Raw genomic sequence first — 13,832 nt, 5'->3', positions numbered from 1 at the left:
CCATGACCTATCGCCTGCGACCGCTCTACCAGTGGGGGGGCTACCTGGCCGCCCTGTGTCTCTGCCTGATCTGTACCCTGATCACCGCCCAGATCCTCGGGCGCATCATCGATCTCATCGCCACCGCCATCGGTGGCGACCGCATCGGTCTGGCGATTCCCGGCCTCGCGCAAATCTCCGGTTTCCTGCTGGTCGGTGCCAGTTTCCTGGGGCTCGCGTACACCTTCATCCATGGCGGCCATATTCGCGTGACGCTGCTGATCGGGCGGCTTCCCGCCGCCCCGCGCGCCTTCGTCGAGCTCTTCTGCCTGAGCGTGGCCCTGGTGCTCAGCCTCTATCTCGGCTGGTACCTCTACTGGCTACTGGCCGACAGCATCGCCTTCAACGAGTCCTCCTACGGCCTGGTGAACATTCCGCTATGGATCCCTCAGTCGGCCATGCTCACCGGCGTGGTGCTGTTCTGCCTGGCACTGGCCGAGGCCTGGCTGGCGACCCTGGCGACCGCACTGACCCGGCCGTCCACCTTCACCATCGACGACAGCGGCCAGCAATGAGCCCGGGAGACACAGCATGCTCGTGATGATGGCGGTCCTCTTCACCGCTCTGCTGCTGCTGCTCGGCAGCGGCGTCTGGGTGGCCTTCTCCCTGCTGGGGCTGGGCTGGCTGGGGCTCTCGCAGTTCACCTCGGTACCCACCGGCGACGTGCTCGCCTCGAATGTCTGGGGCGAAAGCTACAGCTGGGAGCTCACCGCCCTGCCGATGTTCATCTGGATGGGCGAGATTCTCTTTCGCTCACGGCTCGCCGACGACATGTTCACCGGCCTGTCACCCTGGATGCAGCGCATTCCAGGGCGCCTGTTGCATACCAATGTGGTGGGCTGCGGCCTGTTCGCCGCCGTTTCCGGCTCCTCGGCGGCGACCTGCGCCACCATGGGCCGGATGACCATTCCCGAACTCACCCGCCGCGGCTACGACGAGCAGCTCATCATCGGCACCCTGGCCGGCTCCGCGACCCTCGGCCTGCTGATCCCACCCTCGATCATCCTGATCGTCTACGGGGTGGCCACCGATCAGTCCATCGCCCGCCTGTTCATGGCCGGCATCTTCCCGGGCCTGCTGCTGATCTCGCTGTTCGCCGCCTACCTGATGCTCTGGTCCTGGCGCTTCCCGGACAAGATCCCCCCCGCCGAGACCGGCCTGCCGCTGGTCGAGAAACTGCGCCGGACGCGCCGTCTGCTTCCCTTGCTGGCGCTGATCGTCGGGGTGATCGGTTCGATCTATGCCGGCCTGGCCTCCCCCACCGAGGCAGCGGCCGTGGGGGTGGTGCTGTCGCTGCTGCTGGCCCGGATTCAGGGCACCATGGATCGCCTGGTGTTTCGCGACGCTCTGCTGGGGGCGGTGCGCACCTCGACCATGATCGCCTTCATCCTGGCAGGCGCCTCCTTCCTGACCGCCGCCATGGGCTTCACTGGCCTTCCCCGGGAGCTCGCCGCCTGGATCGGCACCATGGGATTGTCGCCGTTCATGCTGCTGGCGGCATTGACGCTGTTCTTCATCCTGCTGGGCTGTTTCCTCGACGGCATCTCGGTGGTGGTGCTGACCACCTCGATCATGCTGCCCATGGTCGAGGCCGCGGGTATCGACCTGATCTGGTTCGGGATCTATCTGGTGGTCGTGGTGGAAATGTCGCAGATCACCCCGCCCATCGGCTTCAACCTCTTCGTGCTGCAGGGCATGACGGGTCGCAATATCCTGTCGATCGCCTGGGCGGCCATGCCGTTCTTCTTCCTGATGATGCTGGGTGTGGTGCTGATCAGTCTCTTCCCCGGCATCGTCACCTGGCTGCCCCAGGCCATGGGCAACTGATCATGGAAAAGGAGTACCAGGTGACAAGTGCAAGGACACCCCGCGGACCCATCGTCTCCTCGGAGCATCTTTCGCGCAGCAGTCAGGAACTCTCGGAGTTCGAGTTCGGCCTGATCATCGCCGGCCATGCCTTCGACCGCTGGATGGTGCGCTGCATGACGGCCACCGGTTATCCGGAACTCGGTCCCCTGGACGTGCTGGTACTGCACAGCGTCAATCATCGCGAGCGCGCCAAGCGCCAGGCAGACATCTGCCTGGTGCTCAACGTCGAGGACACCCATACGGTGACCTATGCCCTGAAGAAGCTGACCCGCCTGGGTCTGGTGGCCGGCCAAAAGCAGGGCAAGGAGACCTTCTTTGGCACCACCGAGCCGGGGCGGGAGGCCTGTGGCCGCTATGCCGAGATCCGCGAGGCCTGCCTGGTCGACTCACTCTCCTCCATGGGTATCGAACGCGAGGAGATGAGTCGCCTGGCGGGACTGCTGCGGGCCATGTCCGGGCTCTATGACCAGGCCGCCCGCTCCGCCGCCTCGCTGTAAAGGCCAACGACGAACGAGGAGTCCACCTTTATCCGCGGGAGCGTTGCGCCAGCACCGCCCGGGGATCGCGGGGATAGAAACGTTCAGGCTGGCGCTCGATATGGGCGAAGAAGCGCGTGTCCTTGTAGGGCATCTTCATGAAGCCCGAGACGCCGAGCCCCTCGATCAGCCCCACCGCGTCGAGGATGTCATCCAGGCGACGCCGGAACTCTTCCTCCCGGGAGGGGTCGAGCAGCCGGTAGTGGCTGTGGATCTTGAGGTGCTGAGGCAGCGCCTCGAAGATGATCATGCCCGTGTGGTGGATGTCGTTGAGTGCCTCCAGCGAGGCGATGATCGCCTGGGGCAGCACCAGGAACTCCTCCGGGTCCGGACCATCCTCGAAGTAGCTGTGCAGGCGTGTGCGATCCTCGAGTTCGGGTACCGCGCTGACTTCATAGTGCAGCCGCATCCCGGGCTGGATCTCGAAGGGCGCCTCGACGCTCTGCCGATCCAGATGCAAGGTGTCACGGGCATTAAATAGGCAGCTCTTGAAGATGCCGCGGCGGTGGATCGCCCGGGCCAGGGTCACCATGTTGTTGACCGCGGCGATGAAGGCACCACGCCGCTGCGGGTCATGCAGATTGAGCGAGGTGTCGATATAGACCCCGTCGGCCTCCCAGCGCACCGCCAGCCCGCCCACCACCGGATACTTGCCCAGCCGGCTCACCGCTGCCAGGAAAGCCTTCTCGGTCTCGCCCATGTTCTGCATGAAATTCTTGTAATAGCGATCGAGCTGGACATCGTTGACGTCGTTGAGAGTCTCACGCCCACCCTCCTCGCGCAGGAAGGACTTGCGCGAGCTGTAGACCACGGTGTCGATCTCGTGACCCGCCGGCCGGCTCCAGACCGGCACCAAGGGGGCCTCCTGGGGGGTGGGCAGATCGAGCATCACCAGGCGGGCGAGCTGAGGCATCTCGCGGATGAAATGATCGCCGGCCTGCATGCGCGTTCGCAGGTCGGGATCGAGCATGCCGTCGAGCATGCGCGCAAATTCCATGGGTAGCCCCAGGGAAGTGGCGGGGATGGCACGGTGGCCGAAGCGACAGGACTGGGCCGAGGCTAGCGCATAGAGCGTGGCCGCCGCTCCCTGCTCGTCGAAACGTGGCGACGACAGCGCCCCGTTGAGCTGTTCATCGCCGATGAAGTAGACGTCCCCCAGGCGGGCATTGGTCTGCTGCAGGTTGTCCGACATCAGCTCCATGACGTTGGTCGACACGAACTGCAGGCTGGCATCGAGCTGGGCGAACACCGAGGAGCCCCAGTCGATCAGCGCGATGGTCTCGTGGGCATCGTCGAAGACCAGGTTGGAAGGCTTGATGTCGCCATGCACCACCGGCTTGCCGGCCGGCCCACTCTCGCGGCGCAGGGTGCGCAGGATATCGGCCAGCTGGTCGGCGATGCGCACCACCAGGCGTGGCGACAGACGCCCTTCATGCAGCGAGACCTCCTCCATGTTGAAGCCCGGGGCGCGCTGCATCACCAGCACCGACTGGCTGCGCACCCGCTGGAAGACGATCAGCTTGGGCACCCGAGGATGGTCGACCTGCTCCAGCATGAAGGCCTCTTCCTCGAGGCGGTCCTGAAGGCGCTGGGACAGATTGACGCGCGTGAACTTGAAGACGTACTGCTCACCCAGCTCGGTGAGCCCGGCGAAGACGAAGCCGTAGGCACCCTTGCCGATCAGTTCGATGTCCCGGTAGCCCAGCTGTTCGAGCTGGGCCTGGCACAGCGCCACCCACGCCTTGAGCTTGCGGGCGTCGTCATGGCTGAGCAGGTAGATCGACTGCTCTTCCGGAATGTAGAACTGCTGCAGGGACGCCTGGGTCATGTCAGGGGTGAGTCACTTGAGTGGCGAGCAGCCGCTCGCGAATCTGACGGGCCACGGGCTCGGCATCGCCCAGGTCGACGGTCTCCACGCGCAGGGAGTAGGCTTGCTCTGCCTCGGCCAGGGGCCGCGCATCGGCCTGTTGACGCTCCATGATCTGCTCATCCGCCTCGGAGGGGTCGCCCCCCGCCGCCGCCCGGCCGCGCAGCCGTTGGCGAAGCTGCTCCTCGGCCGCGCGGCACTCGAGCAGCAGGTAGGGAACCCCTTGTGCACGGGCGACCTCGATCAACTGGTCACGCTGCGCCCGTGCCAGGGCTGCGGAGTCGACGATGACGGGGTAGCCGGCCATCAGGGCCTTGGCGGCCAGGTCGACCAGTCGCCGGTAGGTGTCGCGGGTAGCCTCCGGGGTATAGAGGTTCAGGTCAGGCCGGGCGTGGCTGTCGGCCAGCGGCGTCAGCCCGAACAGGCGCTTGCGCTCCACGTCGGAGCGCAGCCACAAAAGCCCCAGCGACGCCGACAGGCGCTGGCTCAGCCAGCTCTTGCCGCTGCCGGAAACGCCGGTGGTCACCAGCAAGTAGGGCTGGCGAGGCTGGGCATAGCGCTCCGCCAGGTCGATATAGGACTGATAGGTGTCCAGCAGGCGAGCGCGTTCGGTGGCATCCAGGTTCGCACTGCCACAGGTGAGCAGCGCGATCTTGGCACGCACCGTGGCTCGGTAGGCCTTGTAGAAGTCGAGCAGCGGCAGGCAGTCGAAATCCCCGTACCCCTGCAGGTAGCGATTCAGCACCCGGTTGGCCAGCTCCGTCTCCCCGCGATGTTCGAGGTCCATGAGCAGGAAGGCCAGGTCGTTGCTGGTATCGATCCAGCGCAGGCCGTCGTTGAACTCGATGCAGTCGAACACCGTGACCTCGCCGTGGTAGAGGACGATGTTGGCCAGGTGCAGATCGCCGTGGCACTCACGGACATGTCCTTCCCGGTGGCGACGCGTCAGTTGGGGTTCCAGGCGCTCGAAGGTCTCACGAGTCCAGGCAGCCAGACGTTCCAGTTGGTCACGCTGCTGTGGATCGTCGAGCAAGGCGAGGATCTGCTCGAAGTTCTCCTCGGCATCGGCACGCACGCGCGCCGGTGAGCCCAGTGTCTGTTCACGAGTCGCCGGCAAGCCCTGATGGAAATCGGCCAGTTGGTCGGCCAGCGCATCCAGGTGCACCACCTCCAGGCGTCCCTCCTCCTGCAATCGATCCAGCATCTGCGACGTGTCGAACTGCTGCATGCGAATGGCGTATTCGAAGGGCTCCCCCTCCCCGCCCAGCGTTGGCGCCGCCGCGCTGCCGGTGATCGGCACGACCTCCAGATAGAGATCCGGCGCCAGACGGCGATTCAGGCGCACCTCTTCGGCGCAGAAGTGGCGGCGCTGTTCCAGGGTGGAGAAATCGAGGAAGCCGAAGTCCAAGGACTTCTTGATCTTGTAGGCGTATTCGCCGGTGAGCAGCACCCAGGAGATGTGGGTCTCGTGCAATTCGAAGTCGCTGACCGGGTGATCGTAGCACTCGGGATCCTGCAACGCCTGGATCAGTTCACGACTCATGGACAGTCTCCTATTCGGGGTCAAGGCGTAACATCACGCAACGCCCGGCCAAGGGCGACGGTGGTGGCTGAGGGAATCCGTCCGATGGGGGCGATGTTGACCCCGAGCGAACAAGGGGAATGCCGGGTAATGGCATGATCGACGATGTGGCGCCATGTCTCGTGGAGGTGGCTCAGCGAGCGCTCGGTCACCGCCGCTTCATCGGCGGTGAGCCAGGCCTCCAGCTCATGGGAGAGGCTCACGCCGAGCCAGCGCAGGAAGCGGATGTTGCGCTCAGAGCGCACCGGCGCGAGTGACACCAGGAAGGCGGGAGCACGGGTGCCCTCTTCCATACGCTCACCGAGGGCATCGAGCAGGGCCGTGATCTCCTCGGCATGAAAGAGGACCTGGGTGGTAAAGAATGTCGCGCCGGAGCGCAGCTTGTGCTGCAGGCGTTCGACCTCCCCGCGCCGCGAGGGAATGCAGATGTTGCCGACCTCCCCGCCGGGGATCGCCAGGTGCTCGCGCAGTAGCGTATTGGCTTCGGGAACCGAGGGGCCGGGATAGCGCTTGTCACTGCTCTCGCCGCCAACGAGCACGAAGCGCCGGATGCCGTAGTGCTCCCAGGTCTCGCGGAACCAGTCGAGCTGGCGGTCGCGCTCGAGGTGAACCACCACACGATTGATGATGCAGGGGATGTCGAGGCGCTCCTGGATGTGTGCGGCAAGCACGCGTGGCTCCACCCGCGGCAAGAAAGGGCGGCGTCGCTCACCTTGCCGGCTCTTGGCCTTCTCCTCATGGATCTCGGGGATATTGACGGCATCCAGGCCCAGGGCCGCGTGCAGCTCAGCGACGCGTTCCACCGCCGCCTCTATACCGGCCTCCCCGCGTTCGACTTCTGGCGGCACGGCCTCCAGGACGAACTCGTCCGGAGTGGCCGAACGCGCCACCGGGCTCCGCATCTGGCATTCTCCCGCCGCTGGTGAATCGATAGCCCGCCGAAAAGCCGAAGCAGCAGGCGCTTGCCGTCCGGAAGGTGACATGATCGACCTGCGGCTCGGTAGTTTGCCAAGGGTACTGGGGCAGGCTGGCTACGTCGATCTCGCCGTCGAAACGGTAGGCCACGACCATGGCGAGGCAACGCCCCCATGGTCGTGGCATGGCTCAACCCAGATGCAGAAGCATCGTCTCCGGCGCTTCCAGATAGCCCTTCCAGGTATTGCAGAAGCGAGCGATGGTGCCACCGTCGATCAGGCGATGATCCCCCGCCCAGGTGACGCTCATGATCGCCCGCTTGACCACCGCACCCTGGGCATCGAAGCGTGGCAGCCACTGGGTCTTGCCGATGGCGACGATAGCGACTTCGGGGGCATTGATGATCGGTGCCGCATAGGTTCCGCCCAGTGCCCCGATATTGGAGATAGTGATGGTCCCGCCCCTGAGGTCGGATGACGCCACCCTGCCCTCACGGGCCTCGGCGGTCAGCCGCTGGATCTCGCCGGCGATCTCCAGCAGGGTCAGCCGCTCCACCCCCTTCACATTGGGCACCATCAGTCCCGCCTTGCCGTCCACGGCCATACCAATGTTGCAGGATGGCAGGTAGTGGATCTCGTCGCCTGCCTCGTTGAGGCGGCTGTTGAGGATCGGGAAGTCGCGGACCGCCAACGCCATGGCTTTCATGAAGAAGGGCATCAACGTCAGGCGCGCATCAAAGGCCTGGGCCTCGGGCTTGAGGCGCTCGCGCATCGCCAGCAGCTCGGTGACGTCGAGCTCCTCACCGTACTGGAAGTGCGGGATCGTCGAGGCCGAGGCCACCATCTGGCGAGCCATGGCGGCTCGCACACCGCGCAAGGGTTCGACGCGCACCTCCCCCTCGCCGGTCGCCGGCCGGGTCGAGGGAACTGCCTCCCGAGCGGGTGTCGACGCCGCAGCGGCCGTGTCGCCGCGCTCCAGGAAGGCCTGAACGTCCTCCTTCAACACCCGCCCCTGCTTGCCGGACCCGGGTACCTGCTCGAGGCGCAGCCCGTGCTCGCGCAGCAGACGACGCACCGCAGGGCTCGCCGGAATCCGCCCGTGTGGGCCTTGACCACTGGCCTGCGAGGCCGAAGCCGAAGAGGTCGCGGGCATGTCCGAGCGAGGAGCCTGGCGGGCTGCAGACTGGGGTAGCGAAGATGCCGTCGAGGCGGTCTCGCCGGTATCCTCGGCATGCTCCGGAGCATAGGCAAACAGCGGCGCATGGACCCTGGCAATCTCACCCTTGGCCACGTACAGCCGGGTGACCCTACCCGCTTCCGGCGCGGTGATCTCGACCAGCGCCTTGTCGGTCATCACATCCACGACCGGCTGGTCCTCCTCGATCATATCGCCCTCGGCGATGCGCCACTCCACCACTTCGCACTCGACGATACCCTCGCCGATATCCGGCAGGATAAAGTCCTTGCTGGCACCACCCGATGGCGATGCCGTCGACGGTGCCGGCTCTGGCGGGGTGACTTCTTCCTTGTTGGAGCTGCGCTGCTGGGCACTCGGCTCCGCAGGCGCCTCTCCCTCGGCCTCGTAGGCAAACAGCGGCGCATGTACCTTGGCGATCTCGCCCTTGGGCACGTACAACCGGGTGACTCGCCCCGCCTCTGGGGCGGTGATCTCGACCAGCGCCTTGTCGGTCATCACCTCGACCACCGGCTGGTCTTCCTCGATGACGTCACCCTCTTTGATGCGCCACTCCACTACCTCACACTCCACGATACCTTCGCCGATATCGGGCAGCTTGAAATCTGTCATCTTCTTTCTCCTGTCCTGAACCCGGTCGTCAAAAATTCACACTGGCGCGGATGGCCTCGACGATCTTCAGGTGATCCGGCAGGTACTCCTTCTCCAGCGTCAGCGGAAAGGGCGTATCCAGGCCGGTCACCCGGGCAATGGGCGATTCCAGGTACAGGAAGCAGCGCTCCTGGATGGCCGCGGCGATCTCGCCGGCGAAGCCCCCGGTGCGTGGCGCTTCGTGGGTGACCACCAGCCGACCGGTCTTGAACACCGACTCGGCCACGCTGTCCTGATCCCAGGGCAGCAGGGTGCGCAGGTCGATCACCTCGCAGGAAATGCCGTCCTTCTCGGCCAGCTCCACGGCACGATCGATCACCTCCATCTGGGCCCCCCAGCCCACCAGGGTGACGTCGGTGCCCTCCTTGGTCACCTCGGCCTCGCCGATGGGCAGCTGGTAGTCCTCCTCCGGCACCTCGCCGACCGCGGCACGATAGAGGCGCTTGGGCTCGAAGAAGATCACCGGATCGGGGTCGCGGATGGACGCCAACAGCAGGCCCTTGGCCTGGTAGGGGTCGCGCGGCACCACGACCTTGAGACCGGGCGTGTGCGCGAAGTAGGCCTCCGGGGACTGGGAATGGTAGAGGCCGCCGGAGATGCCGCCGCCGTAAGGCGCGCGAATGGTCAAGCCGCCGACGTTGAAGAGGTCACCGGAGCGGTAGCGGAACTTGGCCGTCTCGTTGACGATCTGGTCGAAGGCCGGAAAGATGTAGTCGGCGAACTGGATCTCCGCGACCGGCACCGAGCCCTGGGCGGCCAGGCCGTTGGCGAAACCGATGATGCCCTGCTCGACCAGCGGCGTATTGAAGCAGCGCGCGCGGCCGTACTTCTCCTGCAGATGACTGGTGGCACGGAAGACGCCACCGAAGCTGCCCACGTCCTCGCCGAAGCAGAGGACCTTGTCGTCCTCACCCATGGCGATGTCCAGGGCGTTGTTGATGGCCTGCAGCATGTTCTTGGTCGGCATCTCACTCACCTCCCTTGGCAGCGACATCGTCACCGGCGCGAACGTCTGGATCCAGGGAGCGCGCGCCTTTCGGATAGGTGTCCGGATACTGGCGAATATGGGTCTTCAGCGCGTCGAGCTGACGCTGCAGCTCCGGGGTAACGTCTGCATAGACATCGGTCACCAGGCTGTCCAGGGGCGGCGGCGGACGCTTCTCGGCACGCTTCATGGTTTCCAGCACCTCGCGGCGCAGGCTCTCCTGAAGGGCCTTCTCCTCGTCCTCGTTCCACCAGCCAATATCGATCAGCCAACGCTGCATGCGCAGGATGGGATCCTTCTCCCGCCAGGCCTCTTCCTCGTTCTTCGAGCGGTAGCCGGAGGGATCATCCGAGGAGGAGTGAGCGGCCAGGCGATAGCTCATGGCCTCGATGAGCACCGGGTGGTTGTGCTCCACAGCCATGCGCCGAGCCTCCTGAGTGGCCGAATAGACCGCCAGGATGTCGTTGCCATCGACGCGGATCACGTGCATGCGATAGCCGAAGGCCCGCGGCGCCACGCCATCGGCGGCAAACTGCTCGATGGACGGGGTGGAGATCGCATAGCCATTGTTGCGGCAGAAGAAGATCACCGGCGCCTCGTGAACCGCCGCCATGTTCAGGGCGGCGTGGAAGTCGCCCTCGGAGGCAGCGCCCTCGCCGAAGAACACCGTGGTGCACTGGCCATCGCCGGCGAGCTTCTGGCCATAGGCGTAACCGGTGGCCTGAGGAATCTGGGTGGCCAGCGGAGACGAGATGGTCATGTAGTGGAGCTTGCGCGACCCGTAGTGGATCGGCATCTGGCGGCCCTTGCCGTAGTCCAGCTCGTTGCCGAACAGTTGGTTCATGAACTCGTCGAAGGTGAAGCCGCGATACACCAGGGCACCCTGCTCGCGATACTGAGCCATGATCATGTCGGCATCATCCAGCGCTGCCGTGGCGCCGACCACGGCGGCCTCCTCGCCGGTGCACTGCATGTAGAAGGAGAGCCGCCCCTGGCGCTGGGCGGCGAGCATACGCTCGTCGAGCACGCGAGTGGCCACCATGGCGTGATAGATGGCCAGCGCCTTGTCATGATCGAGATCGGGCGCCTTGGCGCCCTCGTAGAGAGTGCCGTCCTGCTTGAGCAGCCGGAAGGTGGGAATGCTGAACTCGTCACCGGCCAGGAAGGTCGGCTCGTGGATATCCGCTGTTGTTGTCATCGTCGTGATCCTGTGCCCCTTTTGGGGGCAGTGTTGTCTTTAATATTCCGATCCGCCAGGGGGTCACCCCGGGGCCGGTCAACGCAACAGGATTGACGTTAACGTAAACTGGAGAGATTGGGTAGCCCCGTAAGGCCAGAGATGAGCTCGCGCCGGCATCAATCGATCAGCGGGAACCGGCCAGCGGGAGGCGGCTGAACAGGCTATCCACGCTGATCGCCAGTAACCCGATCAGCAATGCCCCCTGCACCACATAGGCGGTGTTGCCGTTGACGATCCCCGAGATGATGGGGTCACCCAGGTTGCTCGCCCCCACGGTGGCGCCGATGGCCGCGGTGGCGATATTGATGGTGACCGAGGTGCGGATTCCGGCCAGTATCACCGGCGCGGCCAGCGGCAGTTCCACCTGGCGCAGGATCTGGCCGCCGCTCATGCCCATGCCACGGGCCGCTTCCATCACCCCGGGGTCGATGCCCTCGAGGCCGGCCAGGGTGTTGCGTACGATCGGCAGCAGGCCATAAAGCAGCAGCGCCACGATGATCGGCAGGGTGCCGAAACCCAGCACCGGCACGGCCAGCGCGAGCACCGCCACCGGCGGAAAGGTCTGCCCGATCGAGGCCAGTTGGCTGACCAGGGGCAGGAAGTCACGCCCCCAGTCGCGGGTCGCGGCGATGGCGGCGCCCACTCCCAGCATTATGGCCAGCACCGCGGCCACGCTCACCACCAGCAGATGGCGCCCCAACAGGGTCACGAAATCGGCCCGGGCATAGATCACCTGGCGGCTATCGGCCTCGATCCAGCGAAACAGCCCCTCCAGTTGCCCCATACCGAACGTGGTCGCCAGCAGCAGTGCCAGCCAGCCCAATGGCACAACCCAGCGGCGAATTTCATTCATCGCTGCGCGCTCCCACCAGGCGGCGCAGGGAAAGCTCGCCCACCGGCATGTCATCGTCGTCCACCACGGTGAGTCGTTCGGCATGCCGCCACAGCATCACCGAGAGCGCCTCGCGCAGGCTGGCATGCTGGCCAATCCGCTCGCGAGCCAGCAGGCGCGGCCCCAGCGGCAGCATCCGCTGGCTGACCGGCAGCAGCGCCGCCTCCTTCAGGCCACGATCCTCGCCCCCGAGCAGCGACTCGACGAAGCCGTCCGCCGGTTCGCGAAGCAGTTCGAGGGGCCGACCCTGCTGCACGATACGCCCCTGATGCATCACCACCAGGTGATCCGCGAGTCGCAGCGCCTCGTCCATGTCGTGGGTGACAAAGACGATGGTCTTGTGCAGCCGGGACTGCAGCTCGCACAGCTCGTCCTGCAGGCTCTCGCGGGTGATGGGATCCAGGGCGCCGAAGGGCTCGTCCATCAGCAGGATATCTGGATCGGCGGCCAGCGCCCGGGCAACACCCACCCGCTGCGCCTGGCCACCGGAAAGCTGGTGGGGATACTTGCCGGAGAACTCTTCCATGGAGAGTCCCAGCAACGCCATCAGCTCCTCGACTCGCGCCTGGATTCTTGCCGTCGGCCACTTGAGCAGGCGTGGCACCAGGCCGATATTGCGGGCCACCGTCCAGTGGGGGAAGAGCCCCGTGCTCTGGATCGCATAGCCCATGCGCCGACGCAGGGTCTCCTCGCGAAAGGCGCGGATCTGCTGGTCGTCGATATGAATCTCGCCCTCGCTGTGCTCGATCAACCGGTTGATCATGCGCAGTGTGGTCGACTTGCCGCAGCCAGAGGTCCCCACCAGCACGCAGAGCTCACCCCGGGCCACGCTAAGCGAGATGTCATCCACCGCAACGGCGGCGCCGAAGCGCTTGGTGACATGGATCAGCTCGATCATTCGGCCCCTCCCGGGCGCAGGATGTCTGTCAAGGCACCGAGCAGGGCATCCACCAGCAGCGCCAGCAGCAGGATGGGCAGAGCCCCCAGCAGCACCATGTCCATGGCGGCCTGTCCCAGGCCCTGGAAGATGAAGGTGCCAAGGCCGCCGGCGCCGATCAGTGCGGCTACGGCGGTCAGCCCGATGGCCTGTACCGTAGTGATACGGATACCCTCGAGGATCACCGGCAGCGCCAGCGGCAGGCGCACCTGGCGAAATACCTGGCTTCGGCTCATCCCCATGCCGCGCGCGGCGTCGATCACGCCGGGGTCTACCGCCTCCAGGGCGACGAAGGTGTTGCGTACCATGGGCAGCAGGCTGTAGCCCACCAGGGCCAGCAGGGCCGGTGCCCAGCCAATGCCACTGACGCCCAGAGCCGACAGCCAGTCGACGTTGGCCGAGAGCCAGGCGAGCGGCGCCAGCAGCAGGCCGAAGAGCGCGATGCTGGGAATCGTCTGCAGGAAATTGAGCACGCCGAAACCCATCTTCTGCACACCGGGCCAGCGGCGCATGGCCAGCGCCAGTAACACGCCCAGCACCAGGCTCGTTCCCACGGCCACGCCGACCAACAGCAGGTGCTCGCCGACCGCCCCCAGGAACTGGCCGCTGCGTCCGCGATATTCCTGCCACAGCGCCAAGGGCTCGAGCCAGCGAGCAAGGCAGAATCCCATGCTAAGCACCGGGGGCAGCAGCAGAGCCCATCCAAGGAGCCGCGTCAGCGCCAGGCGACTGCGCAGCTCGATCATGACCAGCAGCAACAAGAAGAGCACCACCCAGATACCCGCCCCGATGCCCAGCCGTGCCTGAGCACCATCGACCAGAAAAACGGCCGACAGCGCTAGCCATCCCGGCAGGGCCGAGAGCATCAGCACCACAAGCGCCAGGGCCAGCAAGAGATGGCGCCGGGCGGGTTGCCAGGCGAGCCCGGCCAGGGCCAGCCAGGGCAGGCTCGTGGCCAAGGCGCCACCCGCCCCAATGACCTCGTCGACCCGATAGCCGGTGCCGGAGACGATGCGATTGGCGGCCACGCTGACCGAATCCAGGCCCAACCAGGCCGCCAGGGCGACCAGCGTCAGGCTCAGCAGGACGACATTGGGGCCGCGGCCTTCCGGGCGCAAGACGGCC

12 protein-coding genes are annotated in these 13,832 nt (G+C 65.7%); 3 read left to right on the top strand and 9 right to left on the bottom strand.

Going from position 1 to position 13,832, the window contains the following annotated elements; genetic code table 11:
* Positions 1-2 precede the first annotated feature (2 nt).
* The 3 genes from BMY30_RS00105 to BMY30_RS00095 are packed head-to-tail and all read left to right on the top strand — an operon-like array spanning position 3 to position 2,405.
* Positions 3-554: a TRAP transporter small permease gene (locus BMY30_RS00105; RefSeq protein WP_089709551.1), complete on the top strand. Its 552-nt coding sequence runs from the start codon at positions 3-5 to the stop codon at positions 552-554.
* A 16-nt stretch (positions 555-570) separates the two neighbouring features.
* The gene (locus BMY30_RS00100) at positions 571-1,866 is read left to right on the top strand and encodes a TRAP transporter large permease (protein ID WP_089709549.1); all 1,296 of its coding nucleotides are present in this window, start codon (positions 571-573) and stop codon (positions 1,864-1,866) included.
* 20 nt (positions 1,867-1,886) lie between these two features.
* Positions 1,887-2,405 carry a winged helix DNA-binding protein gene (locus tag BMY30_RS00095; protein ID WP_244516076.1) on the top strand — a complete coding sequence of 173 codons (519 nt, stop codon included), beginning with the start codon at positions 1,887-1,889 and terminating at the stop codon, positions 2,403-2,405.
* Between the two features lie 28 nt (positions 2,406-2,433).
* Here the strand turns inward: BMY30_RS00095 and BMY30_RS00090 are convergent, their stop codons facing one another.
* The 9 genes from BMY30_RS00090 to BMY30_RS00050 all read right to left on the bottom strand — a co-directional run bounded on the left by BMY30_RS00090 (position 2,434) and on the right by BMY30_RS00050 (position 13,825).
* The gene (locus tag BMY30_RS00090; protein WP_089709545.1) at positions 2,434-4,272 is read right to left on the bottom strand and encodes a protein kinase domain-containing protein; all 1,839 of its coding nucleotides are present in this window, start codon (positions 4,270-4,272) and stop codon (positions 2,434-2,436) included.
* Position 4,273: 1 nt separating this feature from the next.
* The gene (locus tag BMY30_RS00085; RefSeq protein WP_089709543.1) at positions 4,274-5,854 is read right to left on the bottom strand and encodes a bifunctional aminoglycoside phosphotransferase/ATP-binding protein; all 1,581 of its coding nucleotides are present in this window, start codon (positions 5,852-5,854) and stop codon (positions 4,274-4,276) included.
* Between the two features lie 20 nt (positions 5,855-5,874).
* Positions 5,875-6,795, bottom strand: a complete 921-nt coding sequence (locus BMY30_RS00080) for a methylenetetrahydrofolate reductase (protein WP_089709541.1) — start codon at positions 6,793-6,795, stop codon at positions 5,875-5,877.
* 202 nt (positions 6,796-6,997) lie between these two features.
* Positions 6,998-8,614 carry a dihydrolipoyllysine-residue acetyltransferase gene (locus tag BMY30_RS00075; RefSeq protein ID WP_089709539.1) on the bottom strand — a complete coding sequence of 539 codons (1,617 nt, stop codon included), beginning with the start codon at positions 8,612-8,614 and terminating at the stop codon, positions 6,998-7,000.
* A 28-nt stretch (positions 8,615-8,642) separates the two neighbouring features.
* On the bottom strand, positions 8,643-9,620 hold the full coding sequence (locus tag BMY30_RS00070; protein ID WP_089709537.1) for an alpha-ketoacid dehydrogenase subunit beta: 978 nt from the start codon (positions 9,618-9,620) through the stop codon (positions 8,643-8,645).
* 1 nt (position 9,621) lies between these two features.
* Complete coding sequence (locus tag BMY30_RS00065) at positions 9,622-10,836, bottom strand: thiamine pyrophosphate-dependent dehydrogenase E1 component subunit alpha (RefSeq protein ID WP_089709535.1); 1,215 nt, start codon at positions 10,834-10,836, stop codon at positions 9,622-9,624.
* A gap of 166 nt (positions 10,837-11,002) precedes the next feature.
* Positions 11,003-11,731: an ABC transporter permease gene (locus BMY30_RS00060; RefSeq protein WP_139195441.1), complete on the bottom strand. Its 729-nt coding sequence runs from the start codon at positions 11,729-11,731 to the stop codon at positions 11,003-11,005.
* Positions 11,724-12,668 (bottom strand): ABC transporter ATP-binding protein, encoded by a 945-nt coding sequence (locus tag BMY30_RS00055; protein WP_089709533.1) that lies wholly within the window; start codon positions 12,666-12,668, stop codon positions 11,724-11,726. The genes BMY30_RS00060 and BMY30_RS00055 overlap by 8 nt, the downstream gene beginning before the upstream one ends.
* On the bottom strand, positions 12,665-13,825 hold the full coding sequence (locus tag BMY30_RS00050; protein ID WP_089709531.1) for an ABC transporter permease: 1,161 nt from the start codon (positions 13,823-13,825) through the stop codon (positions 12,665-12,667). Before BMY30_RS00050 ends, BMY30_RS00055 begins: the two co-directional genes overlap by 4 nt.
* Positions 13,826-13,832 lie beyond the last annotated feature (7 nt).

This window comes from Halomonas daqiaonensis (assembly GCF_900109725.1).
GTDB classification, from domain to species: Bacteria; Pseudomonadota; Gammaproteobacteria; order Pseudomonadales; family Halomonadaceae; genus Halomonas; species Halomonas daqiaonensis.
This window is presented reverse-complemented; position numbering and strand designations above follow the sequence as displayed.

Excerpts from the sequence above, each read along its gene's own strand:
- BMY30_RS00105 (WP_089709551.1), top strand. The coding sequence starts at position 3 with ATGACCTATCGCCTGCGACCGCTCTACCAGTGGGGGGGCTACCTGGCC.
- BMY30_RS00100 (WP_089709549.1), top strand. The coding sequence starts at position 571 with ATGCTCGTGATGATGGCGGTCCTCTTCACCGCTCTGCTGCTGCTGCTC.
- BMY30_RS00090 (WP_089709545.1), bottom strand. The coding sequence starts at position 4,272 with ATGACCCAGGCGTCCCTGCAGCAGTTCTACATTCCGGAAGAGCAGTCG.
- BMY30_RS00085 (WP_089709543.1), bottom strand. The coding sequence starts at position 5,854 with ATGAGTCGTGAACTGATCCAGGCGTTGCAGGATCCCGAGTGCTACGAT.
- BMY30_RS00080 (WP_089709541.1), bottom strand. The coding sequence starts at position 6,795 with ATGCGGAGCCCGGTGGCGCGTTCGGCCACTCCGGACGAGTTCGTCCTG.
- BMY30_RS00075 (WP_089709539.1), bottom strand. The coding sequence starts at position 8,614 with ATGACAGATTTCAAGCTGCCCGATATCGGCGAAGGTATCGTGGAGTGT.
- BMY30_RS00070 (WP_089709537.1), bottom strand. The coding sequence starts at position 9,620 with ATGCCGACCAAGAACATGCTGCAGGCCATCAACAACGCCCTGGACATC.
- BMY30_RS00065 (WP_089709535.1), bottom strand. The coding sequence starts at position 10,836 with ATGACAACAACAGCGGATATCCACGAGCCGACCTTCCTGGCCGGTGAC.
- BMY30_RS00060 (WP_139195441.1), bottom strand. The coding sequence starts at position 11,731 with ATGAATGAAATTCGCCGCTGGGTTGTGCCATTGGGCTGGCTGGCACTG.
- BMY30_RS00055 (WP_089709533.1), bottom strand. The coding sequence starts at position 12,668 with ATGATCGAGCTGATCCATGTCACCAAGCGCTTCGGCGCCGCCGTTGCG.